Below are 24,629 nucleotides of genomic sequence, written 5' to 3'. Positions count from 1 at the left end.
GCGCTGACGACCACGCCCCGCCATCCTCGCCGAGCACCGGCTCGACTCCCCTCAGCAGAGACACGGAATGACCCGCCAACAGCAGACCCCGCCGACGGAGACCAGTGGCGAGCGCATCGAGGACATCGATGTCTCGTCGGAGATGCAGACCTCCTTCCTGGAGTACGCCTATTCGGTCATCTACGCCCGTGCCCTCCCCGACGCGCGCGACGGCCTGAAGCCGGTGCAGCGCCGCATCCTGTACCAGATGACCGAGATGGGCCTGCGCCCGGATCGTGGCCACGTGAAGTCGGCCCGCGTCGTCGGTGAAGTGATGGGGAAGCTGCACCCGCACGGCGACACCGCGATCTACGACGCACTCGTCCGCCTCGCGCAGCCCTTCACGCTCCGCGTCCCGCTCATCGACGGGCACGGGAACTTCGGCTCGCTCGACGACGGACCCGCCGCGCCGCGGTACACGGAGGCCCGGCTCGACGCCGCCGCACTCGCCCTCACGGCCGACCTCGACGAGGACGTCGTCGACTTCGTCCCGAACTACGACAACCAGTTCATGCAGCCCGAGGTCCTTCCGGCCGCGTTCCCGAACCTCCTCGTGAACGGCGCCAGTGGCATCGCGGTCGGTATGGCCACCAACATGGCGCCGCACAACCTCGTCGAGGTGATCGGTGCCGCACGGCACCTCATCGCGCATCCTCAGGCCACGCTCGAAGACCTGATGGAGTTCGTACCGGGTCCCGACCTCCCCTCGGGCGGCACGATCGTCGGTCTGGACGGCATCAAGGACGCTTACGCCACCGGGCGTGGCTCATTCAAGACCCGCGCGAAGGTCTCCGTCGAGCCGGTCACCGCGCGCAAGACCGGCCTGGTCATCACCGAACTGCCCTACCTGGTGGGTCCGGAGAAGATCATTGAGAAGATCAAGGACGGTGTCAGCTCCAAGAAGCTCAACGGCATCTCCGACGTCACCGACCTGACGGACCGCATCCACGGGCTCCGCCTCGTGATCGGGATCAAGACCGGCTTCTCCCCAGAGGCCGTCCTGGAGCAGCTCTACCGCTACACGCCCCTCGAGGACTCCTTCAGCATCAACAACGTCGCGCTCGTCGACGGCGGCCCGCAGACGCTCGGCCTCCGGGAACTGCTGCAGGTGTACGTCGACCACCGCATCAGCGTGGTCACCCGCCGGAGCCGGTTCCGGTTGGCGAGACGCAAGGAACGCCTCCACCTGGTGGAGGGTCTCCTCATCGCCATCCTCGACATCGACGAGGTCATCCAGGTCATCCGCGCGAGCGACGACTCCGAACAGGCGCGCGCGAGGCTCATCGAGGTCTTCGACCTCTCGCAGCTGCAGGCCGAGTACATCCTCGAACTCCGTCTCCGACGACTCACCAAGTTCTCGCGGATCGAGCTCGAGGCCGAGCGCGACAAGCTGCTGGCCGAGATCGCCGAACTCGAGCGGTTGCTCGGGAGCCAACGACTCATCCGGGCCGCGGTCTCCGCAGAGCTCGCCGCTGCGGCCGAGCAGTTCGGCACACCGCGCCGGACCATGCTGACGAACGCGAAGCCGAGCGTCGCGACGACCGGTCGAGGGAAGAGCGCACCGGTGCTCGAGCTCGCCGACACCCCGTGCCGCGTCTACCTCAGCGCGACCGGACGGGCGCTCCGCGTCGACCTCGAGCAGGACGCACCCGCACCACGACCCGGTCGGCGGAGCAAGCACGATGCGATCCTGAGTGTCGTCGAGACCACGAGCCGCACCGAACTCGGTGCGGTCACGAGCCTCGGTCGCGTCATCCGGTTCACCCCGCTCGACCTCCCCGCGGTGCCGGCGGCCTCCATCCAGCTCGCGGCCGGCGTCCGGATGGGCGAGTACCTGTCGCTCCCGAACCGTGACGAGCGCGTGCTGGCGATCGTCTCGCTGACCTCGGAGCAGCCGATCGTGCTGGGAACCGAGACCGGCGTCGTCAAGCGGGTCATCCCCGGCGACCTGCCGAACAAGCCGGACTTCGAGGTCATCACGCTCAAGCCGCGCGACCACGTCGTCGGGGCCACCCAGGTCGGCGACGACGCGGAACTGGTCTTCGTCGCCTCCGATGCACAACTGCTCCGTTTCGCCGCGACGTCCGTCCGTCCGCAGGGGCGGGCCGCGGGTGGCATGGCCGGCATCAACCTGGCGGCCGGTGCGAAGGTCATCTCGTTCACGGCGGTCCTGCCCACCGACGACGTCGTCGTCGTGACCGTCGCGACCAATTCGCTGACGCTCGCCGGAACGGACACCGGGAGCGCGAAGGTGTCGGAGTTCTCCGAGTTCCCCGCCAAGGGTCGTGCGACCGGCGGTGTCCGGTCGCAGCGCTTCCTGAAGGGCGAGGACCAGCTGGCCGTCGCGTGGGTCGGCGCCGCTCCGGCGCACGCCGTCGGGACGGACGGGACACCGCGGACGCTCCCGGAGGTCGGTGCGAAGCGCGATGCCTCAGGGGTGCCGCTCGACGCCCCCGTCGGGTTCATCGGTGGAGCGATCACCGCACCGGCTGCACTGGCGACGGACGACGCGGTAGCGAACGACGAATCGTCCTGATCGGAGCTGCACACTGATGAAGGCCCGGACTGAGCGCACTGCTCGATCCGGGCCTTCGTCCTCGGTCCTGCTTCTCGGTGGACGACCGACGATCAAACGTCGATGCTCTCCCGCGACAGCCGGTCGGAGCTGTCGACGATGAACTCCTTGCGCGGGGCGACGTCGTTGCCCATGAGGAGTTCGAAGATCCGTCCGGCCGATTCCGCATCCTCGACCCGGACACGGCGCAGCGTCCGGTGACGGCGGTCCATGGTGGTCGTGGCCAGCTGGTCGGCGTCCATCTCGCCCAGGCCCTTGTAGCGCTGGATCGGTTCCTGGTGCTTCTTGCCGGTGCGCTTGAGGTCGCTCAGCACCGCGTGTAGTTCGGCTTCGGAGTAGGTGTAGATCGTCTCGTTCGGTTTGGAGCCGGGGTTGATGACGATGACGCGGTGGAGCGGCGGTACCGCGGCGAACACGCGACCCGCTTCGATCAGCGGCCGCATGTACCTGAAGAAAAGGGTGAGCAGGAGCGTCCGGATGTGGGCGCCGTCGACGTCGGCGTCGCTCATGAGGATGATCTTGCCGTAGCGGGCGGCGTCGAGATCGAACGATCGTCCGGAGCCCGCGCCGATGACCTGGATGATGGACGCGCACTCCGTGTTCGACAGCATGTCGGAGACGGAGGCCTTCTGCACGTTGAGGATCTTGCCACGGATCGGGAGCAGCGCCTGGTAGGAGCTGTCTCGAGCGAGCTTCGCCGTGCCCAGTGCCGAGTCGCCCTCGACGATGAAGAGTTCGCTGGACTCGAGGTTGCCCGAGCGGCAGTCGACCAGCTTCGCCGGGAGCGACGAGTTCTCGAGCGCGTTCTTGCGGCGTTGTGTCTCCTTGTGGGTCCGCGCGGAGATCCGGGACTTCATCTCGGACACGATCTTCTCGAGCACGAGCGCGGTCTGCGCCTTGTCGTCGCGCTTGGTCGAGGCGAACCGCTCCTTGAGCTCCTTCGTGACGACGTTGGCGACGATGGCGCGGACGGCCGGCGTGCCGAGGATCTCCTTCGTCTGGCCCTCGAACTGCGGCTCGGCGAGACGAACCGTCAGCACCGCCGTGAGGCCCGCGAGGACATCGTCCTTCTCGAGCTTGTCCGAGCCGACCTTGAGTCGACGGGCGTTCTGCTCCACCTGGGCGCGGAGGAACTTCAGCAGGCCCTGGTCGAATCCGAGTTGGTGCGTGCCGCCCTTCGGCGTGGCGATGATGTTGACGAAGCTGCGCATGACCGTCTCGTACCCGGTCCCCCAACGCAGCGCGATGTCGACCTCTGCCTCGCGCTCCACCTCGGTGGCGACCATGGTGCCCGACGGCGACAGCACCGGGACGGTCTCGGTGAACGTGCCGCTGCCGGTGAGGCGCCAGGTGTCGGTGAGTGCCGTGTCGCCCGCGAGGTAGTCGACGAACTCGGAGATGCCGCCCTCGTAGCGGAACATCGCCTCGGTCGGCTCCTCGACGGTCTCGTCGCGGATGTGGATGCCGAGACCCTTGATCAGGAAGGCGGTCTGGCGCGCGCGGCCGAGGAGCTCCTCGGCCTGGAACTGGGCGCCCTTCGTGAAGATCTGGCGGTCGGCCCAGTAGCGGATCCGGGTGCCGGTCACGCCGCGCTTCGTCTTGCCGATGACGCGGAGCTCGCTCTGCTTCTCGAACGGCGTGAACGGTGCGTCCGGGGTCGGCTCCCCCGTGTCGGCGAAGATCCCCGGCTCACCGCGGTGGAACGACATGGCGTAGGTCTTGCCGCCGCGATCCACCTCGACGTCGAGTCGCTCGGACAGGGCGTTGACGACGGATGCGCCGACGCCGTGCAGGCCGCCGGACGCGGCGTACGAACCGCCGCCGAACTTCCCGCCGGCGTGGAGCTTGGTGAAGACGACCTCGACACCGGAGAGGCCGGTCTTCGGCTCGATGTCCACCGGGATACCACGTGCGTGGTCGCGCACCTCGACGCTCTGATCGGCGTGGAGGACGATCTCGATCTGATCGCCGTACCCGCCGAGGGCCTCGTCGACGGAGTTGTCGATGATCTCCCAGAGGCAGTGCATGAGGCCACGCGAGTCGGTGGAACCGATGTACATGCCCGGTCGCTTGCGCACCGCCTCGAGGCCTTCGAGGACGGAGAGATGCCTTGCGGAGTAGTCGCTGCTCACGCTTCCCAGCGTAGTCGTCGGCGCCGACACGCCGAGGGAGACACTCGGCGCGCGATCGTCCGGAGCCGCGCGACGGCGCGTTGTCTCGGGTCGTCGACCCATCCGGCTGCAGGGTTGATCCGAATCATCTACGCGCACAGCGAAAAGAACACGGAATGGGACCCCGTTGTGACAATCGCGTGCTTTCATGAGTACTACGAGTTTCGTAGCCGCCCGAGTCAGGAGGAGCACATGTCACAGACTGCTACCGAGAGCACGCCGAGTGACCTCGACGCCCAGCAACTGACTGCCGCCGATCGTTGCGATCTGTGCGGAGCACAGGCCTACATCCGCGTGCAGATGAACAGCGGTGAACTGCTGTTCTGCGCGCACCACGGCAAGAAGTACCAGGAGAAGCTGACGCAGGTCGCCACCGACTGGCACGACGAGTCCGCGCGACTCTTCAACGAGCAGCGCGCCTAGTCCACCGGCATCACGACGAAGGGCCCCGGATCCGAGATCCGGGGCCCTTCGTCATGTCATCGAGGAAGCGCGGTCTCAGACCAGCGCGGGCTCGATCGCGCGCGGACTCAGGCGAGGGCCGAGACGATCTGCGCTCTAGCGTTTGCGGCGATCTCGTCGAGGGCGTGAAGCTTTGGCGATTCGTCGAGCATCGAAGTCCCCCCGGCGACCGTGATCGCCAGACGGAGCAGCCGATCGGCCAGTTCCGGGTTCTTGGCGAGGACGGGGCCGTGCAGGTGGGTTCCGACGAAGGGGCCGACCAGCGCACCCTCCGTGCCGTCGCCGTTGCCTCGTCCGTGCTGCACGGTGCCGATCGACTCGACCCCCGTCCCGGCTCGGAAGTCCCGCCCGTGGTTCTCGTACCCGACGAGTACCGGGGCGTCGAGCTCGAGGCCGCCGCTCGGCACGACGACGAGGTCGTCACTCGCCCGCGTGCGCCGCAACGGTGCGTCGCCCTCGATGATGGCGAGGCCCTCGACCCAGCTCCCCGGTACCAGCTCGAGCCGGCGAGTGAGGAGCTTCCATCCGTTGGCGACCGCGAGGACGGGCACGCCGGCCTCCACCCAGGCGATGAACGCGTCGCGGAACGGCCGGAGCGTCTCGAGCACCTGTGGCGCCGACGGGTCGTCGCACGACCCGAGGACGACCGCGTGGACCGTGCTCGGGAGCTCGGCGACCGACTCGACCGGGACGAGCTCGACGGCGAGGCCACGCGCGCGGGCCCGGCGAGCGAGGACCGCGCCGTTCTCGGCGTCGCCGTTCACATTGCAGCTCGATGGCAGGAGGACGGCGATGGTGATCGTCGGCTCGGTCGTCATGCGTCGTCCTGATCGTTCGAAGCGAGGCCGAGGTGCGCGCGGGTACGACGCATCGAGTCGGCGGTGAAGATCACGGTCTTCCGACCGTGCGCGGGCGCAGGGAGAGCGAGGAACGCGTCCAACGCCGTGCCGAGGTCCGGTTCGATCCGGTCGATCTCGACGCCGTCGTAGCCCAGCTGCAGCGCGGCCTCCCAGGCCTTGGACCCCGACACGATCGCCACACGACCGAGCCTGGACGTGTCGACCGGCCAGAGGTACGAGGGATCGCGGACGTCGCTCCCGACGGCCACCAGGATCTGCTCGGTGTCGGCCGCGAGGCTGTCGACGTTGAGCTGATAGCTCGCGGGGTTCTGGACGAGGACAAACTCGACCTCGACACCGCGGACGGTCGTCACCTCACCGCGGCCGAACACCGGCGTGAGCGCACGGAACGACTCAGCCGCGATGGTGAGCTGGAACTCGGGGCCGAGGATCGCGGCGGCGCCGGAGAGGGCTGCGGCCGCATCCACGGCGTAGTGCACGCCACGAGCCGGCAGACGGAACCGGACGGTCTCGCCGCAGTGGGTGATGGACACCAGGTCGCCGTCGAGGGCTTCGACGACGGTTCCGGAACCGGGATCGACCCGATCGGACGAGGTCGTGCTGTACCCGAGGCCGCGTGCGCTGGCGCCGAGCACGGCCGTCGAGACGCCGTACCGCCATCGCGTCGCGGCGCTGCCTGGCGCGACGGCGTCGACGAGCGCGTCATCGCCGTTCAGGACGAGCGACGTGCTCGATCGGGCAGCGATCGCGTCGAGCATGCGCGCCACCATGGCAGCGTCGTGGAAGCGGTCGATCTGGTCGACGGACACGTTGGTCAGGATGACGTGGGCGGGCGCGAGTCGCGGCGCGATGAGTGCGCCGTGTCCTTCGTCCATCTCGAGCACCCCGAGCTCGGCGTCGATCCGGCCGCGGAGGTCGGCTCGTTCGAGGAGAGCCGAGGTGAGGCCCTGGGAGATGTTCGCCGTGGACGGGTTCGTGAAGACCGACACGCCGTGGGCACGCAGGATGCCGACGAGCATCTTGGTCGTCGTCGACTTCCCGCTCGAGCCGCTCACGATCACGAGACCACGCGGGAAGGCGTTCAAGGTGTCGGGGAGGAACCCGGGCGCGATGCGGTTGACCACGAGGCCGGGAACGGCCGATCCCCCGCCCGGCTTGCGCAGCCTGGCGAGGAATCGGACGGCACGACCGGCGAGGATGGCCGGGGCGTAGCGCATGCTCCTACTCGAGGTAGTCGCGGAGCGACTGGGATCGGCTCGGGTGACGCAGCTTCGCCATGGTCTTCGACTCGATCTGCCGGATGCGCTCACGGGTGACCCCGAAGGTGTCGCCGATCTGGTCGAGCGTCTTCGGCATGCCGTCGCCGAGGCCGAAGCGCATCCGGATGACGCCCGCTTCCCGCTCGGAGAGCGAGTCGAGAAGCGACTCCAGCTGCTTCTGCAGCATGGTGAAGCTGACGGCGTCGGCCGGCACGACCGCCTCGGTGTCCTCGATGAGGTCGCCGAACTCGCTGTCGCCGTCCTCGCCGAGGGGCGTGTGCAGCGAGATGGGCTCGCGGCCGTACTTCTGGACCTCGATGACCTTCTCGGGCGTCATGTCCAGTTCGCGGCTGAGCTCCTCGGGCGTGGGCTCGCGGCCCAGGTCCTGCAGCATCTGCCGCTGGACGCGGGCGAGCTTGTTGATGACCTCGACCATGTGCACCGGGATGCGGATGGTGCGCGCCTGGTCGGCCATGGCGCGCGTGATGGCCTGACGGATCCACCAGGTCGCGTAGGTGGAGAACTTGAAGCCCTTGGTGTAGTCGAACTTCTCGACCGCACGGATGAGGCCCAGGTTGCCCTCCTGGATGAGGTCGAGGAACTGCATGCCGCGGCCCGTGTACCGCTTGGCGAGGCTCACGACGAGTCGGAGGTTCGCCCCGAGGAGGTGGCTCTTGGCGCGGGCGCCGTCCTTCGCGACCCACTGGAGCTCACGACCGACGCGCGAGCGCTTCTCGAGGTCGGAGAGCTGGGCGAGCTTGTCCTCGGCGAAGAGGCCCGCCTCGATGCGCATCGCGAGTTCGACCTCTTCGGCCGCGTTGAGGAGCGCGACCTTACCGATCTGCTTCAGGTAGTCCTTGACCGGGTCGGCGGTGGCGCCGGTGATCGCGGCCGAGTACACCGGGATTTCGTCGTCGTCGCTGTTGGAGAGCACGAGTGCGTCGGTGGGGAGGGTGATCTCCGGCACGGACTTGTCGTCCTCCTCCTCGACCGCTTCGGTGGCGTCGCTTGCGGGCGCGTCGATCACGGCGTCGTCGGCGACGACCTCGACGACGACGTCCTCGTCGTCCGTGCCCTCATCGGGCTCCGTGCTCGACTTCGTACCCGCCTTGGCGCGGGTGGCCTTCTTGGGAGCAGCCTTCGCTCGGGTCGTGGTGGCCTTGGTGGTCCGAGCCTTCGCTGCGGGAGCCTCCGTGGCCTCGTCTGCTGGCGCTGCTTCGTCTGCGCGAGCCGTCTTGGTGGCCATAGCTGCACCTTCCTGTTCGGACCCGGCATGGACAGTCATCGCCGGATCGTCCGTGATTTCGGACATTACGAGGACCCATGTCAAGTCTTGGTGCAGTGCAACCCGAAAAGGGCCGCCGACATTCCGAGAGGTGAACGGGTCCGTGTTCCATTATAGCGCGCGCCGGAAGACCTCAGAGCCACAGGCCGTTTGTCAAGGGTGGGATCGGTGGACGAAGCGAACGCTCAGCGACGGCGCCCGAGCCTCGCTCGGACCGCGATCCACAGCGGACCGACGGCGATGCCCTCGTCCTCGGCGAAGCGTCTCCGCGTGCGGGACCGGGCGACGAGCAGCATCGCGACCCCGAACCCGACCACCAGGTACTGGACGGAGAAGGCGATCCGGAAGCTGTCCATGGAGTAGTCGGCACGGGATCCCCCGCTGACCGCGTCGATGATGAGACCGATGAGAAACATCATGACGAAGCTCGCGAGGAACCCACCGACGTTCACGATGCCGTTCGCCCCGCCGAGCGCGCGGATGGGGTTGAAGGTGCGGGCGAAGTCGAACCCGATGAGTGAACCGGGGCCACCGACCCCGACCACGACGAACAGGACGATCACGAGCCACATCGGTGGGACGCCCGGCCAGAGCAGCAGTGCGGCCCAGGCGACGCCCATGACCGTCACGATCCCGAGCACGAGGTTGCTCCGCCGGTAGGGGAACCGGGCGGTGAGCACCCCGAGGATGGGTCCGGCGATCATGCCGGAGACCACGATCACGATGAGCAACGATGCGGCGAGGGGCTGCGGGTAGCCGAGGGCGTAGACCATGAACGGGAAGCCCCAGAGGAGCGTGAGGACGGTACCGGAGGACTGGGTGACGAAGTGCGACCAGAACCCGAGACGCGTCCCTGGCCGACGCAGACTGATGACGACCTCGCGGACGACGTGGCCCCAGGTCTCGGGGCGCGGCGCCTCGTCGGAACCGGACGGCCGGTCGCGGACGACGATCAACACCCCGACGAGCGCCAGGAGGACGAGTCCGGCCGCACTGAGGAACGCCGGCGACCAGCCGAAGGCGTGCAGGACGAAGGAGAACGGCACCGCCGAGAGGATCTGTCCGATCTGCCCGATGTTGCCGACCCACTGCGAGACGATCGGCACCCGACGGGTGGGGAACCAGGAGTTCACGAGCCGCAACACGGAGGTGAACACCGCGGCGTCGCCGAGGCCGACCAGCATCCGGCCCACGATCGCGCCGCCGAGTTCGGTCGTGAGCCCCAGCCAGACCTGGCCCGCCATGACGACCGTCAGCCCCGCGATGATCAGGACGCGAGGTCCGAGGCGGTCGATGAGCACCCCGACCGGGACCTGCATCGCGGCGTACACGATGAGCTGCGCGACGGCGAGGGTCGACAGCGCGGCGGCGTCGATCTGGAACCGCTCAGTGGCGTCCACCGCTGCCACGCCGAGCGTCGACCGCTGCATGACGGTGATGAGGTAGGCGAACACGCCGACGCCGAACACCCACCAGACGCGTCGAGATCCCACCGATCCAGCTTAGGTGGTCGAGCGGTCCTCGTCGCCGTGGCGCCGGCTCGCGAGGAACTTCTCGAGCTCCGCGGCGATCTCGTCGGCCGTCGGGAGCGCCCCGTCGATGTCGGTGAGCGGCGATTTCGGCGAGTTGTCGGCCATGTAGGCGTCGTACCGCTCCTCGAGCGTCGTGACCAGCTGGCCGAGCTCGTGGTTGGTCCCGACCTGCTCGTCGATCTTGACGAGGAAGTCGCGGCTGTCCTCGCGGAGGCGGTCCGTGGGGAAGATGAGCCCGGTCGCCGCGCTGAGGCTCTCGATCGCCGTGATCGCCGCGGCCGGGAACTCCGTGTCGGCGAGGTAATGCGGAACGAGGAGCACGAAGGCCGCGATGCTGTCGCCGCGCTCGTAGAGGCGGTACTCGAGGAGGTGGAGCACGTTGGACGGTACCTGGGTGCGGGGGCGCCAGACCGAGAGCGACTCGATGAGGTCGAACCGGTTGCCGCTGACGGTGACGCCGATCGGCCTGGTGTGCGGGACCGGCATCGGGATGGCGTGCACCCACGTGGTGTCGCTGACCCGGAAGCGGTCGACGAGCTCGAGCACGGCTGCGACGAAGCGGTCCCAGAGGAAGTCGGGCTCGAAACCGGTGAGCAGGAGGAATGGCGACCCGAGCTCGTCGTGGGCGAGCGACAGGGTCAGCCGAGGTGGCCGGTACTCCGTCAAGTGGTCCTGGTCGAACGAGATGATCGGCCGGCGGGCCCGGTAGTCGAGCAGGACGTCGGCGTCGAACTCGGCGATGACCGTCGTGTCGAGGACGTCGTCGAGGTAGGCGTTCAGCTGCCCGACCGCGCCGCCGGCGTCGGAGAACCCGGTGAGGCCCGCGACGAGGTGGAGGCCGGCGGGGATGTCGATCTCCGGGTGCACCTCGTAGAGGTCGTCAGGCGTAGGCATGGTTCAACTCTAAACGGGGGTGTCGCAGCGACCTTCCCCTCCGAGCGTCGGCGGTACCGCCGAGAGCGAACACCGGCGGCCCCGCCTCGGTCCGGAACGGTACGTGCCTACGATGGAGGCATGACGATCCCCGTGCTCTCCGTGTTGTCCGCCGCCGTCGAGGGAGTCGAGGCCGAGCTGCTCGTCCTCGCGGTGAAGAAGGGCGACGACGGACCGGAGCTCTTGGCGCCCGATGTCTACGCACCGCTCGCGGACGAGCTGCGCGCCTCCGGTGTCACGGGGGCCGAAGACCAGGTGCGACGCCTCCCCGACCGGTTCGGCGCGGCCTCCGGTCTCGTGCTGGTCGGCCTCGGTGCGGATGCGGACGACGCGGCCTTCCGACGAGCCGCGGGTGCGGTCACCAGGACGATCGACGGCCAGGCCTCGATCGCGTTCGCGTTGACGGAGGAGACGGCCGCCGCCGCCGAAGCCGTCCTCGAGGGGGCGGCCATCGGCGCCTACCGCTACACCGCGTCGCGCGGTGTCGGATCCGCGCCGGCACCGACACCGCTCGGGCAGATCACCGTCGTCGTCCCGTCGACCGTGGACGCACCGGATGCCGGGCTCGCTGAGCACGCCTCCGCGGTCGCCGAGGCCATCGCGCTCGTGAAGGACCTGGTCAACACGCCGCCGAACGAGCTCTACCCGGCGACCTTCGCCGACGCGGCCCGAGCAGCGGTCGACGGCCTCGACGTCGAGGTCGAGGAGTGGGACGAGACCCGCTTGGCCGAGGACGGCTTCGGCGGCATCCTCGGTGTCGGGCAGGGTTCCTCTCGGCCTCCGCGACTCGTCAAGCTGAGCTACCACCCTGAGGCGGCCCGGAGCCACCTGGCCCTCGTCGGGAAGGGCATCACCTTCGACAGCGGCGGCCTCTCCCTGAAGCCGCCGGTCTCGATGGTCGGCATGAAGTACGACATGACCGGTGCGGCGACCGTGCTCGCCGTCCTGGCCGCGGCCGCGCGTCTCGGGGTGCCAACCCGGCTGACAGCCTGGCTCTGCCTCGCCGAGAACCTCCCGTCGGGCACGGCGATCCGGCCGAACGACGTCCTCACCATCCGGGGTGGACGCACGGTCGAGGTCACCAACACCGACGCCGAGGGCCGGCTGGTCCTCGCCGACGGACTCGTCGCCGCAGGCGAGGAGGGCCCGGACGCCATCATCGACGTGGCGACCCTCACGGGAGCCGCCGTGGTCGCGCTCGGCAACCGCTACACGGGCGTCATGGGCGATGCTTCGTTCGTCACCGACCTCATCGCGACCGGTTCCGGTGCGGACGAACTGTTCTGGCCGATGCCGTTCCCCGCGGAGCTGCGCAAGGTCCTCGACTCCGACGTCGCCGACCTCGCGAACGCGAAGCCCGGGACCACCGCGGGCGGCATGCTCGTCGCAGGCACGTTCCTGCAGGAGTTCATCGCCGACCGCACCGACGAGGAGGGCGGCACCACCCGCATCCCGTGGGCCCACCTGGACATCGCCGGAAGTGCGATGAACGGCGACGCCCCCTATGGCTTCACCGCCAAGGGCCCGACCGGCGTCGCGGTCCGCACCCTCCTCGCAATGGCCGAGGAGATTAGCCACCCGTAGTAAGGTCGGTGGGGGCGGTTCGACCCGCCTCGACGCCGCCGAACACACCACGACGGTTTCCGATCGACCACGAAGCACACACAAGGAGCAACGGAGTGTCCGAGCAGAATTTTGACCTGGTAGTCCTGGGAGGCGGAAGCGGCGGATACGCTGCGGCGTTGCGCGCTTCGCAGCTCGGCCTCACCGTCGGCATGATCGAGAAGGACAAGGTCGGCGGCACCTGCCTCCACCGCGGTTGCATCCCGACGAAGGCGCTGCTGCACTCCGCCGAGGTCGCGGACGCATCGCGCGAGTCGGAGAAGTACGGCGTCAAGTCCACCTTCGAAGGCATCGACATCGAGGGCGTCACGAAGTACCGCGAGGGCATCGTCGCGAAGAAGTACAAGGGACTCCAGGGCCTCGTGAAGGCCCGCGGCATCACCACCATCGAGGGCGAGGGCCGTCTGGTCTCCCCGACGAGCGTGCAGGTCGGCGACGACCTCATCACCGGCAAGAACGTGATCCTCGCGACGGGCTCGTACAGCCGCTCGCTCCCCGGTCTCGAGATCGGTGGCCGCGTCATCACGAGCGAGCAGGCGCTGCAGCTCGACTTCGTGCCGAAGAAGGTCGCCGTCCTCGGCGGCGGCGTGATCGGCGTCGAGTTCGCGAGCGTCTGGAAGTCGTTCGGGACCGAGGTCACGATCATCGAGGCACTCCCCCACCTCGTCCCCAACGAGGACGAGTCGATCAGCAAGGCGCTCGAGCGCGCGTTCCGCAAGCGCGGCATCGAGTACTCGCTCGGCGTGCGGTTCCAGGGCGTCACCCAGGACGACTCGGGCGTGCACATCACGCTCGAGGACGGCAAGACGATCGACGCCGAGCTGCTGCTCGTCGCCGTCGGCCGTGGCCCGTCGACCGCCGGACTCGGCTTCGAGGAGGTCGGTGTCACCATCGACCGCGGCTTCGTCATCACCAACGACCGTCTCGAGACGAACATCCCCGGCCTCTACGCCGTCGGCGACATCGTCCCCGGCCTGCAGCTCGCGCACCGCGGCTTCCAGCAGGGCATCTTCGTGGCCGAGGAGATCGCCGGTCTCAAGCCGGTCATCATCGAGGACGTCAACATCCCGAAGGTCACCTACAGCGACCCCGAGATCGCGTCCGTCGGTCTCAGCGAGGCCAAGGCGGCCGAGCAGTACGGTGCCGACAACATCACGAGCTACGACTTCAACCTGGCCGGCAACGGCAAGAGCGAGATCATCGGCACGAGCGGCAACGTCAAGGTCATCCGCGTCAACGACGGCCCCGTCATCGGTGTGCACATGATCGGCGCCCGCGTCGGTGAGCTCATCGCCGAAGGTCAGCTCGCCGTCAACTGGGAGGCCTACCCCGAGGACATCGCGCCGCTGATCCACGCGCACCCCACGCAGAACGAGGCGCTCGGCGAAGCATTCCTCGCGCTCGCAGGCAAGCCCCTGCACGCGCTGTGACGCATTCCGAACACCCCAATAAGCTAGTGAACACACAACAGGTTTCAAAGGAGACAAGGTCATGAGCGAATCCGTCAGCCTCCCGGCACTCGGCGAGAGTGTCACCGAGGGTACGGTCACCCGCTGGCTGAAGAATGTCGGCGACACCGTGGAGGTCGACGAGCCACTGCTCGAAGTGTCGACCGACAAGGTCGACACCGAGATCCCTTCGCCCGTCGCGGGTGTCATCGAAGCGATCCTCGTCCAGGAGGACGAGACCGTCGAGGTCGGCACCGCTCTCGTGACCATCGGCGATGGTTCGGGTGCGGCTGCGGCCGAGGAGCCCGCGCCCGCCGCGGAACCGGCTGCTGCCGAGCCCGCTCCGGCTGAGCCCGCTCCCGCGGCCGAGCCCGAGCCGGCACCTGCTGCCGCGCCGGCTCCCGCTGCTGCTCCGGCTCCCGCCGCTGCGCCTGCTGCTGCACCGGCACCGGCACCTGCTGCTGCTCCGGCTCCTGCTGCTGCTCCGGCTCCTGCTGCTGCTCCTGCGCCCGCCGCTGCTCCGGCTCCCGCCGCTGCACCTGCTGCTGCTCCGGCACCAGCTGCTGCGCCTGCTGCTGCGGCTCCGGCCGCCGCTTCGACGCCTGCCGCCGGCGGGGTCGTCAACTCTGGCTACGTCACGCCACTGGTGCGTCGTCTCGCCAACCAGCACGGGGTCGACCTCAGCACGGTCACCGGCACCGGTGTCGGCGGACGCATCCGCAAGGAAGACGTCCTGCAGGCTCAGAGCGCCGGTGGCGCCACGGAGTCGCCCGCTGCTCCGACCGTCCAGGTCTCCGAGCTGCGTGGCACGAGCAAGGCCATGTCGCGTCTGCGCAAGGTCGTCGCCGAGCGCGCCGTCGCTTCGATGCAGGGCACCGCCCAGCTGACGAGCGTCGTCGAGGTCGATGTCACGAAGGTCGCGGCACTCCGCACGGCCGTCAAGGACGAGTTCCTCGCCAAGACCGGCAACAAGCTGTCGTTCCTGCCGTTCTTCGCCCTTGCTGCCAGCGAGGCGCTCCAGACCTACCCGATCATCAACGCCACCGTCGACGGCGACCAGATCGTGTACCCGGAGACGGAGAACCTCGCGATCGCCGTGGACACCGAGCGTGGCCTGCTGACGCCGGTCATCCGCAACTCGGGCTCCAAGTCGATCGCCGAGCTCGGCGCCGAGATCGCCGATCTCGCGCAGCGGACTCGCGACAACAAGCTGCAGCCGGACGAGCTGTCGGGCGGCACGTTCACGCTGACCAACACCGGTTCGCGCGGCGCCCTGTTCGACACCCCGATCGTGTTCCTGCCACAGTCGGCGATCCTCGGTACGGGTATCGTCACGAAGAAGCCGGTCGTCGTCACGGTCGACGGTGCAGACGCCATCGCGATCCGTTCGACGGTCTACCTCGCGCTGAGCTACGACCACCGCATCATCGACGGCGCGGACGCTGCACGCTTCCTCGTCCAGGTGAAGAACCGCCTCGAAGCAGGCGACTTCCGCGGCTCGCTCGGGATCTGATCCCGAACCGGCCGCACCGTGTCCACCGCCTCATCCGGCGGTGAACACCTCCCGCAGACGCCAGCCCGTCTCGCCCCTCACCACGAGGAGCGTGACGGGCTGTCGTCGTCCTGCGGCGGCTTCGTCCGTCTCGGACGGCTCGGCCGTGCCGCGGAGGACCGCCGCGTCGCCCTGACGGTCGACGAGGTCCAGACTCGCCGCATCGATCGATCCGATCCCGACACCGAGGTGCTCGTCGTCGTCGAACGGGGACCCGCGTTCGACGGAGTCCCACACGCACCCCTCCTCCCCCGTCGTGCGGCACTGATCCCGTCGGCGGACGAGCTCGCGGGCCGCGGCCGCCGGATCGTCGCCGGTGACCACGTCGACGGCGTCAGCTTCGTCCGCCGGTGACGTCGGCGTCTCCACCGGCGGCGCAGTACCCGTGACCGGTTCGGGCGCCGGGCCGACCGAACCGGCCGGCGTCGGCGCGATCGCGGTGCTCGGGTCTTCGGACGGCAGGAACACCATCGCAGCCGACACCAGTGCCGCTGCCGCGCCCGCCGCTCCGATCACGAGTCGACGACGTCTCGGGCTGGATTCGACGGACGGCGTCGAGCGGGCCGCGGCCGTGACCCGTGTGCCTCGACCGGGTCGCCAGGCCAGACGACGACGCAGCGACGACGCGGGATGTCGTGACCGACGCCTCGATTCGACTGCGGCTCGTCGGGTCGGCGGGAGCGGAGCGGTCCGCTGGGCGCGATCGGCGGAAGCACGGATGGCATCGGCAGGTGATGCGGACGGCGGGTCGACGCGGTCGAGCAGGACCGGGAGCGGTCGTGCCAGGGCGTGGATCCGCTGTTGCAGTCGGTTGGCGATCTCGTGGTCGGCGAGTTCAGGCACGACGTCGGCCCAGGCCACGGTCGAGGGGGCCTCGTCGGGGTCGGTCGCCTGCAGGACACCGTCCATGAGCCCCGCGAACGCCGTCCAATCGGCAGCGAACGCCGGAGCGGTGCGGCCGAGCCCACCATCGATCGTCTGGTGGTCGACGGGAGCTGCGCCCGACCAGCCGGAGAGGACCGGTCGGCCGTCGTCGGCGAAGCGCACGGCTGAAGCGCTGATCGACCCGTGGCTGATCCCGGAGAGGTGCGCCGCGCGGATGGCGTCGACCAGTGGCGCCAGGATCGTGACGGCCTCACCGGGAGCGATCGACTCCCGGCGGCGCAGCAGTTCTCCCAACGTGCCGCCGGCGAGCCGCTCGACCAGTAGACACGGGAGCCCGGTGGCATCCTCGGCGACGTCGACGAGTCTCACGATGTGCGGGTGGTCGAGTCGGGACAGGATGGCCGCGCGACGCCAGAGGTTGCGTTCGGCGGCGTCCGCCCTCGCTCGGAGCAGCACAGCGTCGCCCGCCGGGGCGGCCTGGTCGGTACGTCCTCCACGCGCGGATCCGGCGTGGGCGAGCACCGTCGAGTAGGCCGTCCACTCCCGGCCCTCACCCAAGCGCCGGACGAGACGACGGCCGGCAACCCGGGTTGTGGTGGCGGACGGGTCTGGCAGTGTTTCCATAGCTCGATCCTCCGACACGGAGCCCCGTCCGACGGCGTCGGCGCACGCGGCTGTGGACAAGGTCCCCGCGGCGGTGGCCTGTGGAGCAGAACGCAGCATCAGGAGCCTCCGTCACCGGCTATCCTGGGAGCATGGCTCAGAAGGACGCGCCCCCGGCGGCGCAGAAGGAACCAGGGCGGATCAAGCAGCTCTGGCAGGTGTTCCAGCTCACCCGTCGCCACGACAAGGCGGCGCAGTGGTTGATGCTCGGCGGCTTCATCCTGCCGGTGCTCATCGGTGTCGCGGTCGCGCTGCTGTTCTCGGCGGGCAACATCTTCGCGCTCGTCATGTGGATCATCGCGGGTGTGCTCGCCGGTATCCTCGCGGCCCTGTTCATCCTCACCCGGCGCGCGGACAAGGTCGTCTACACGCAGATCGAGGGTCGGCCGGGCGCGGTGGGCCAGGTGCTCCGTGCTGCTCCGCGCTCGTGGCAGACCAGCGAGATGCCGGTCGCTGTGAACCCGAAGACCCAGGACGCGATCTACCGGGCCGTGGGCCGTGGTGGCGTCGCACTGATCGCCGAAGGACCCCGATCGCGGACCTCGCGTCTGCTCGAGGACGAGAAGCGCAAGGTCACCCGCATCCTCCCGAACGTGCCGATCACGGTCTTCCACGTCGGCCCCGACGCCGACTCGGTGCAGCTCCGTCAGCTCTCCGGCGCCCTCCGGAAGGTCAAGAAGTCCTTGACCAACCCCGAGGTGCTCGCTGTCAGCAACCGTCTGTCCTCGTTCGGTACGCAGCTCCCCATCCCGAAGGGCGTCGACCCGATGCGGGTCCGCCCGCAGCGCGCGCGCTGACCCAGCGACACAGCTCGGAACACCTCGCGGTACGGAAAGAACGGCCGCCCTCCTGATGGAGGGCGGCCGTTCGCGTTTCCGGCTGCGTTCAGCGCACCCGCAGGAGCACCGTGCCGGCGACCTTGTCGTGGAAGCCGCGCTGGTCGGAATCCCAGACGAGCGCCGGGACGAGCACGCAGAGGAGCACGGTACGCACGGCCGGCCGCCAGAGTCCGACCCAACCGCCGGTCAGCGGCATGAGGCGCATGCCGCACAGGCGATGACCGAGACTGCCGCCGATGGTCGGGATGAACACGAACTGCATGATGGCGAAGATCACGAGCGTCGCGGTTGCGTCGTAGGCGAAGAAGGCGACGGAGAAGACGACGGCCAGGGCCCAGTCGATGACGAGCGCGGTGATCCGCCGACCGACCCGCGCGACCGATCGGACGCCGCTCTCCGGGAGTCCGAGGCGTTCACCGGGGAAGGCGCTGGGAGGAAGCTCTCCGAAGGTCCGTGGATTCTGCGGGGTGTGGGGCACTGTGCCATTCTATTCGGGCGGGGATTCTCGTAACATCCACGAAACATGGGTGTCATGGCGGGGTAACCCCCTCCCCGTAGTCTCACAGATGGCTGCGCTGTGCAGCCTCCCTGTACCAACCCCATTTGGAGCCATTCACATGTTCAGTGATTCTTCCGAAGTGCTCAAGTTCATCAAGGACACCGATGTCAAGTTCCTCGACATCCGCTTCACGGACCTTCCCGGCGTGCAGCAGCACTTCAACATCCCGGCCAGCACCGTCGACGAGGAGTTCTTCACCGTCGGCCAGCTCTTCGATGGTTCGTCCATCCGTGGCTTCGCCAACATCCACGAGTCGGACATGCAGCTCATCCCGGATGTCTCCACCGCTTACATCGACGCCTTCCGTGCCGAGCGCACGCTCATCATGGTGTTCGACATCTACAACCCCCGCAACGGCGAGATCTACTCCAAGGATCCGCGTCAGGTCGCCAAGAAGGCTGAGAAGTACCTCGCCTCGACCGGCATCGCCGACACCGCGTTCTTCGCCCCCGAGGCCGAGTTCTACATCTTCGACGACGTCCGGTACGAGGTGAACCAGCACTCGAGCTTCTACTCGGTGGACTCCGAAGAGGGAGCCTGGAACACCGGCCGCGCCGAAGAGGGCGGCAACCTCGGCAACAAGACGCCGTACAAGGGTGGCTACTTCCCCGTCAGCCCCGTCGACAAGCAGGCCGACCTCCGCGACGACATCAGCCTCAAGCTGATCGACGCCGGCCTCATCCTCGAGCGCGCGCACCACGAGGTGGGCACCGGCGGCCAGGCCGAGATCAACTACCGCTTCGACACCATGGTCGCCGCGGCGGACGACATCCTCAAGTTCAAGTACATCGTGAAGAACACGGCCGAGCTGTGGGGCAAGACCGCGACCTTCATGCCGAAGCCGCTCTTCGGCGACAACGGCTCGGGCATGCACACGCACCAGTCGCTGTGGAGCGACGGCAAGCCGCTCTTCTACGACGAGAACGGCTACGGCGGCCTGTCCGACCTCGCCCGCTGGTACATCGGAGGCCTGCTGAAGCACGCCCCGGCCGTCCTGGCGTTCACGAACCCGACGGTGAACTCGTACCACCGCCTGGTCCCCGGCTTCGAGGCTCCCGTCAACCTGGTCTACTCGGCCGGTAACCGCTCGGCGTCGATCCGTATCCCGATCACGGGCACGAACCCGAAGGCCAAGCGCATCGAGTTCCGCGCGCCCGACGCCTCCGGCAACCCGTACCTCGCGTTCGCCGCTCAGCTGATGGCCGGCCTCGACGGCATCAAGAACCGCATCGAGCCGCACGAGCCCGTCGACAAGGACCTCTACGAGCTTCCCCCCGAGGAGGCCAAGAACATCCCGCAGGTGCCCGCATCGCTCGGCGCTGCGCTCGAGGCGCTCGAGGCGGACCACGAGTTCCTCCTCGCCGGCAACGTCTTCACGCCGGAGCTCATCGAGACCTGGATCCAGTACAAGCGCGAGAACGAGATCAAGCCGCTGGCCCAGCGCCCGCACCCGTTCGAGTTCGAGCTGTACTACGGCGTCTGACGACACCTGCCGCTCCGCGAACCGCCCGTCATCCTCTCGGATGGCGGGCGGTTCCGTGTGGTCGAGGCGATCGGCTCAGATGCCGTAGAAGCCGTGCTCGAAGACCGTCCGGGCGCGCCGGGTGGCCGCGAGGTAGTCCTGTTCCAGGAGACTCGCCGACCCGGTCGGGTACTCCAGGAGCCGCGCCACACCTTCGAGCTGTTGGCGGTCGCTCGGCAGCACATCCTGCGTCTTGTTCAACCACAGCGTCATGGCCGAGCGGATCCGCGACGCGAGGATCCAGGCCTCACGGAGTCGTTCGGCGGACTCCCGATCGACGAGATCTGCCTCCACCGCCGCGTCGAGCGCTCGGAGCGTCGAGGTGGTTCGCAAGGACGGCACCGCCGCGCCGTGCTCGAGCTGGAGGAGCTGCACGAACCACTCGACGTCGCTGAGCGAGCCGCGCCCGAGCTTCAGGTGTCTCGTCGGGTCTGCGCCCTGCGGCAGCCGCTCGTTCTCGACGCGTGCCTTGATCCGTTTGACCTCGCGGACGGACTGCTCGCTGATCGCGGCGGGGTAGCGGACCGTGTCCGCCACCTCGGTGAACGCCTCGATGAGCTCGGTGTCGCCGACGACTCCGGCGGCGCGGAGCAGCGCCTGCGCCTCCCAGGTGAGGGACCAGCGCGCGTAGTAGTTGCGGTAGGAGTCGAGGGAGCGCACGAGCGGACCGTTCTTCCCCTCGGGACGGAGGTCGAGGTCGAGGTCGAGCGGGAGCCGGGCGTCCTCGCTCAGACGCTTGAGTTCTGCGGCGATCGCTCCGGCCTGGCGCTGTGCATCCTGGGTGTCGACTCCGCCCTTCGGCCGGAACACGTAGAGGACGTCGAGGTCCGAACCGAGTCCGAGCTCAGCGCCACCGTAGCGGCCCATGGCGATGACGGCGAACTCGATGTCCGCGCCGAGACCGCCGATGCGTCTGACGGCGCCGAGGAGCCCTGCGAGCGTCGCCGTCGACACGTCCGTCAGTCCGGCGGCGAGTCCCTGCACGTCCAGCATGCCGACGGTCGACGACATCGCCAGCCGGAGGACTTCGCGTCGCCGTACCGCGCGGATGGCGGCGGCTGCGGTGTCCGGTGAGTCGTGTCGTCTGAGGATGGCGGCGATCTCCTCGCCGAGCGCGGTCGACGATCGCGGGAGGAGGTCCTCGTCTCCGGCGAGCCAAGCGGCCGACTCGGGGATGCGGTCCATGAGCTCGCCGATGAACCGGGACCCCGAGAGGACCCGCGTGAGCCGCTCGGCCGCGCCTGAGGAGTCGCGGAGCATCCGCAGGAACCAGTGCGACTCGCCGAGGGACTCGCTGAGCCGCCGGAACGCGAGCAATCCGTAGTCGGGATCGGCGCCGTCCGCGAACCAGCCGAGCATGACGGGGAGCAGATGCCGCTGGATGTTGGCGCGCCGCGACACGCCGGCGGTGAGCGCCCCGATGTGGGCGAGCGCGCCGCGGGGGTCGACGAAGCCGATCGCCGCGAGTCGCGCCTCCGCCTGACCGCTCGTCAGACTCAGACCGCTCTCGGGCAAGGCCGCGACCGCCGAGAGCAGCGGCCGGTAGAACAACCGCTCGTGCAGCTGCCGGACACCGTGCTTCGTGCTCTCCCATCGCGTGACGAGGGCCTGAGCGGTCGTCGCGAGCGTGCTCGATCGGGCCAGGGATCGGAGGGACGGCTCGTCGCGCGGCATCATGTGCGTGCGCTGCAGGCGCGTCAGCTGCAGGCGGTGTTCGAGCACGCGCAGCAGGCGGTAGTCGTGCGCGAACTCCTGCGCCTCGGCGCGACCGATGTACCCGGCGGTCGCGAGGCCGTCGAGGGCGGCGAGGGTTCCGCGTTGATGCACGGAGTCGTCGAGCTGTCCGTGGACGAGCTGCAGCAGTTGCACCGTGAACTCGATGTCGCGGAGCCCGCCCGGGCCGAGCTTCAGTTGGTAGTGGACGTCCTCGGCGGGGATGTGTTCGGTGACCCGTTCGCGCATGCGCTGCACGGATTCGACGAAGCCCTCGCGGGACGCACTCCCCCACACCTTCGGCTGCACCGCCTCGATGTAGCGGGCACCGAGCTCGGGATCGCCGGCGAGGGCCCGTGCCTTGAGGAGGGCCTGGAACTCCCAGCTCTTCGCCCAGCGGTCGTAGTAGACGAGATGCGACTCGAGCGTGCGGACGAGGGCGCCGGCCTTCCCCTCCGGACGGAGGTTCGGATCGACCTCCCACAGGCTCGGCTCGAGACCAGCCTGTCCGAGACCGCGCATGGTGAGGACCGCGAGCCGGGTGGCGATCTCGACGGCACGCCCGTTGTCGAGCCCGTCCTCGTCGTCGCCCGAACCCTCACCGACGAAGATGACGTCGACGTCGGAGACGTAGTTCAGTTCTCGTGCGCCCGCCTTGCCCATGCCGATGATGGCGAAGCGGGTGGCCGCGACCTCCTCGCGCGGGTACACGCCGGGACCCCTCGGCCCGCTCGTCTGCGTGCGTGCGACGGCGATGGAGGCCTCCAACGCACCAGCAGCCAGGTCGGAGAGGGCGCTGGCGACCCGGTCGAGTACGACGATCGGATCCGGGGCGCAGAGGTCGAAGAGGGCGACCTCGGCCAGCAGTCGGCGGTAGACCACGCGGATCGCGTCCCAGGCCGGCTCCTCGACGATCGCGGCGAAGCCGTCCTCGGCACCGACGCTCGCGAGCAGTTCGTCGCGCGCCTCCTGCAGCGTCGGGACGCGGGTGACCGGCAACTCGAACACCGACAGCTGGGCGGGGTGGCGGAGGAAGAAGTCGATGAACCCCTGCGAGGCGCCGAACAGTCGGAACAGTCGCTCGGCCGAGGCCTGGTCCGCCAGGAGCGCCGACAGCTCGTCGGGTGACTTCCGACCGACCATCAGCACACCGACCAGCGCGGCGTCGGGGTCGGCCGCGACGGCGAAGGAGGGCGACAGCGACGCCGGGTCGAGCTGGACGAGCTCGGCGAGCTCGTCCAGCCGGTCCCGGGCCTCACCCAGACCGGTGAACCCGAGTCGGGCGAGCGTGCTCAGAGAGATGTTCTCGCGGACCATGCGACCGACCGGTCCCCTCGTCTAGAGCATCTCCAGGTTGCTGGCCAACTCGAAGGGGGTCACCTGGGCCCGGTACTCGTGCCATTCCTGTCGCTTGTTCAGCAGGACGTAGTTGAACACCTGCTCACCGAGCGTCTCCGCCACGAGTTCGGAACCCTCCATCAGGCTGACCGCGCGATCCAGGCTGGCGGGCAGGGCGTTGTATCCCAGTGCCCGACGCTCGGTGTCGGAGAGGGTCCAGACGTTGTCCTCGGCCTCCGGCGGGAGCTCGTAGCCCTCCTCGATGCCCTTCAGCCCAGCGGCGAGCATGAGCGAGAAGGCGAGGTACGGGTTGGCGGCGGAGTCGATGGCGCGGTACTCGACCCGAGCGCTCTGGCCCTTGTTGGGCTTGTACAGCGGCACGCGCACGAGTGCGGAGCGGTTGTTGTGGCCCCAGCAGACGAAGCTCGGGGCCTCGGACAGCTTGTTCGGTCCGACGCCACCCCAGAGTCGCTTGTAGGAGTTCACGAACTGGTTCGTCACCGCGGTGATCTCCGGAGCGTGCGTCAGGAGTCCGGCGATGAACTGCCGGCCCGTCTTCGAGAGCTGGTACTGCGCACCCGCCTCGTAGAAGGCGTTCGAGTCTCCCTCGAACAACGACATGTGCGTGTGCATGCCGCTGCCGGGCTGGTGGACGAGCGGCTTCGGCATGAACGTCGCGTAGACGCCCTGCTCGATCGCCACCTCCTTCACGACGGTGCGGAAGGTCATGATGTTGTCGGCCGTCGTCAGGGCGTCGGCGTACCGCAGGTCGATCTCGTTCTGGCCGGGTCCCGCCTCATGGTGGCTGAACTCGACGGAGATCCCGAGGTCTTCGAGCATCCGGACGGAACGTCGACGGAAGTCGTGCGCGGTGCCACCGGGGACGTTGTCGAAGTAGCCCGCGGAGTCGACCGGCTCCGGTCCGTCGACGCCGTACTGCGAGGACTTCAGCAGGTAGAACTCGATCTCGGGGTGCGTGTAGAACGTGAACCCCATGTCGGCGGCCTTCGCCAGGGTGCGCTTCAAGACGTTCCGCGGGTCGGCGACGGCGGGCTGGCCGTCAGGCGTCGTGATGTCGCAGAACATGCGCGCCGTCGGGTCGATCTCGCCGCGCCACGGCAGGATCTGGAAGGTCGTCGGATCGGGGTGGGCCAGGAGGTCCGACTCGTAGGAGCGGCTGAGCCCCTCGATCGCCGATCCGTCGAAGCCGAGGCCCTCGGAGAACGCGCCTTCCACTTCGGCCGGGGCGATCGCGACGGACTTGAGCGTCCCGACGACATCGGTGAACCACAGCCGGACGAACTTGACGCCCCGCTCCTCGATCGTGCGGAGAACGAAGTCGCGCTGCTTATCCATCTGCCCCTCTTCCTT

17 protein-coding genes are annotated in these 24,629 nt (G+C 68.7%); 7 read left to right on the top strand and 10 right to left on the bottom strand.

Going from position 1 to position 24,629, the window contains the following annotated elements; genetic code table 11:
• Positions 1-67: 67 nt before the first annotated feature.
• Entirely contained in the window at positions 68-2,575 is a 2,508-nt protein-coding gene (locus GV015_RS12765; protein WP_159878727.1) for a DNA topoisomerase (ATP-hydrolyzing) subunit A, read from the top strand.
• Positions 2,576-2,667: 92 nt separating this feature from the next.
• On the opposite strand, the gene GV015_RS12760 is transcribed toward GV015_RS12765, so the two are convergent.
• Positions 2,668-4,746, bottom strand: coding sequence for a type IIA DNA topoisomerase subunit B (locus tag GV015_RS12760; RefSeq protein WP_236555442.1), 2,079 nt, complete (start codon positions 4,744-4,746; stop codon positions 2,668-2,670).
• Positions 4,747-4,977: 231 nt separating this feature from the next.
• Here GV015_RS12760 and GV015_RS12755 point away from each other — a divergent pair, with 231 nt between their 5' ends.
• Complete coding sequence (locus GV015_RS12755; RefSeq protein ID WP_079705880.1) at positions 4,978-5,208, top strand: hypothetical protein; 231 nt, start codon at positions 4,978-4,980, stop codon at positions 5,206-5,208.
• 107 nt (positions 5,209-5,315) lie between these two features.
• Here the strand turns inward: GV015_RS12755 and GV015_RS12750 are convergent, their stop codons facing one another.
• The 5 genes from GV015_RS12750 to GV015_RS12730 form a co-directional block, all read right to left on the bottom strand.
• Positions 5,316-6,065 (bottom strand): hypothetical protein, encoded by a 750-nt coding sequence (locus GV015_RS12750; protein ID WP_159878723.1) that lies wholly within the window; start codon positions 6,063-6,065, stop codon positions 5,316-5,318.
• Positions 6,062-7,324 carry a MurT ligase domain-containing protein gene (locus GV015_RS12745; protein WP_159878721.1) on the bottom strand — a complete coding sequence of 421 codons (1,263 nt, stop codon included), beginning with the start codon at positions 7,322-7,324 and terminating at the stop codon, positions 6,062-6,064. The genes GV015_RS12750 and GV015_RS12745 overlap by 4 nt, the downstream gene beginning before the upstream one ends.
• Before the next feature lie 4 nt (positions 7,325-7,328).
• Entirely contained in the window at positions 7,329-8,651 is a 1,323-nt protein-coding gene (locus GV015_RS12740; protein ID WP_159878719.1) for an RNA polymerase sigma factor, read from the bottom strand.
• A gap of 185 nt (positions 8,652-8,836) precedes the next feature.
• Positions 8,837-10,144, bottom strand: a complete 1,308-nt coding sequence (locus GV015_RS12735; RefSeq protein WP_124769301.1) for a nitrate/nitrite transporter — start codon at positions 10,142-10,144, stop codon at positions 8,837-8,839.
• Between the two features lie 9 nt (positions 10,145-10,153).
• On the bottom strand, positions 10,154-11,077 hold the full coding sequence (locus tag GV015_RS12730) for a proteasome assembly chaperone family protein (RefSeq protein WP_079705876.1): 924 nt from the start codon (positions 11,075-11,077) through the stop codon (positions 10,154-10,156).
• 120 nt (positions 11,078-11,197) lie between these two features.
• On the opposite strand from GV015_RS12730, the gene GV015_RS12725 reads away from it, so the two are divergent.
• From GV015_RS12725 to GV015_RS12715, 3 genes are all read left to right on the top strand, one after another.
• The gene (locus GV015_RS12725) at positions 11,198-12,700 is read left to right on the top strand and encodes a leucyl aminopeptidase (protein ID WP_159878717.1); all 1,503 of its coding nucleotides are present in this window, start codon (positions 11,198-11,200) and stop codon (positions 12,698-12,700) included.
• A 95-nt stretch (positions 12,701-12,795) separates the two neighbouring features.
• The gene (gene lpdA / locus GV015_RS12720) at positions 12,796-14,169 is read left to right on the top strand and encodes a dihydrolipoyl dehydrogenase (protein ID WP_064293772.1); all 1,374 of its coding nucleotides are present in this window, start codon (positions 12,796-12,798) and stop codon (positions 14,167-14,169) included.
• 61 nt (positions 14,170-14,230) lie between these two features.
• On the top strand, positions 14,231-15,700 hold the full coding sequence (locus GV015_RS12715) for a 2-oxo acid dehydrogenase subunit E2 (RefSeq protein WP_159878715.1): 1,470 nt from the start codon (positions 14,231-14,233) through the stop codon (positions 15,698-15,700).
• 30 nt (positions 15,701-15,730) lie between these two features.
• Here the strand turns inward: GV015_RS12715 and GV015_RS12710 are convergent, their stop codons facing one another.
• Positions 15,731-17,248: a protein kinase domain-containing protein gene (locus GV015_RS12710; protein WP_159878713.1), complete on the bottom strand. Its 1,518-nt coding sequence runs from the start codon at positions 17,246-17,248 to the stop codon at positions 15,731-15,733.
• A gap of 131 nt (positions 17,249-17,379) precedes the next feature.
• On the opposite strand from GV015_RS12710, the gene GV015_RS12705 reads away from it, so the two are divergent.
• Entirely contained in the window at positions 17,380-18,084 is a 705-nt protein-coding gene (locus GV015_RS12705; RefSeq protein WP_071260054.1) for a DUF4191 domain-containing protein, read from the top strand.
• 88 nt (positions 18,085-18,172) lie between these two features.
• On the opposite strand, the gene GV015_RS12700 is transcribed toward GV015_RS12705, so the two are convergent.
• A complete protein-coding gene (locus GV015_RS12700) occupies positions 18,173-18,604 on the bottom strand; it encodes an RDD family protein (protein ID WP_159878711.1) in 432 nt (143 codons plus the stop codon).
• Between the two features lie 139 nt (positions 18,605-18,743).
• Here GV015_RS12700 and glnA point away from each other — a divergent pair, with 139 nt between their 5' ends.
• A complete protein-coding gene (gene glnA, locus GV015_RS12695) occupies positions 18,744-20,168 on the top strand; it encodes a type I glutamate--ammonia ligase (protein WP_056005986.1) in 1,425 nt (474 codons plus the stop codon).
• A gap of 75 nt (positions 20,169-20,243) precedes the next feature.
• On the opposite strand, the gene GV015_RS12690 is transcribed toward glnA, so the two are convergent.
• Positions 20,244-23,237 carry a bifunctional [glutamine synthetase] adenylyltransferase/[glutamine synthetase]-adenylyl-L-tyrosine phosphorylase gene (locus GV015_RS12690; RefSeq protein WP_159878709.1) on the bottom strand — a complete coding sequence of 998 codons (2,994 nt, stop codon included), beginning with the start codon at positions 23,235-23,237 and terminating at the stop codon, positions 20,244-20,246.
• Positions 23,238-23,258: 21 nt separating this feature from the next.
• Positions 23,259-24,614, bottom strand: a complete 1,356-nt coding sequence (locus GV015_RS12685) for a glutamine synthetase family protein (RefSeq protein WP_079705870.1) — start codon at positions 24,612-24,614, stop codon at positions 23,259-23,261.
• Positions 24,615-24,629: the final 15 nt, after the last annotated feature.

The organism is Plantibacter sp. T3, assembly GCF_902506515.1.
GTDB classification, from domain to species: Bacteria; Actinomycetota; Actinomycetes; order Actinomycetales; family Microbacteriaceae; genus Plantibacter; species Plantibacter auratus.
Note: the sequence above shows the minus strand (reverse complement) of the source record. Positions and strands in the feature narration are given on the sequence as shown.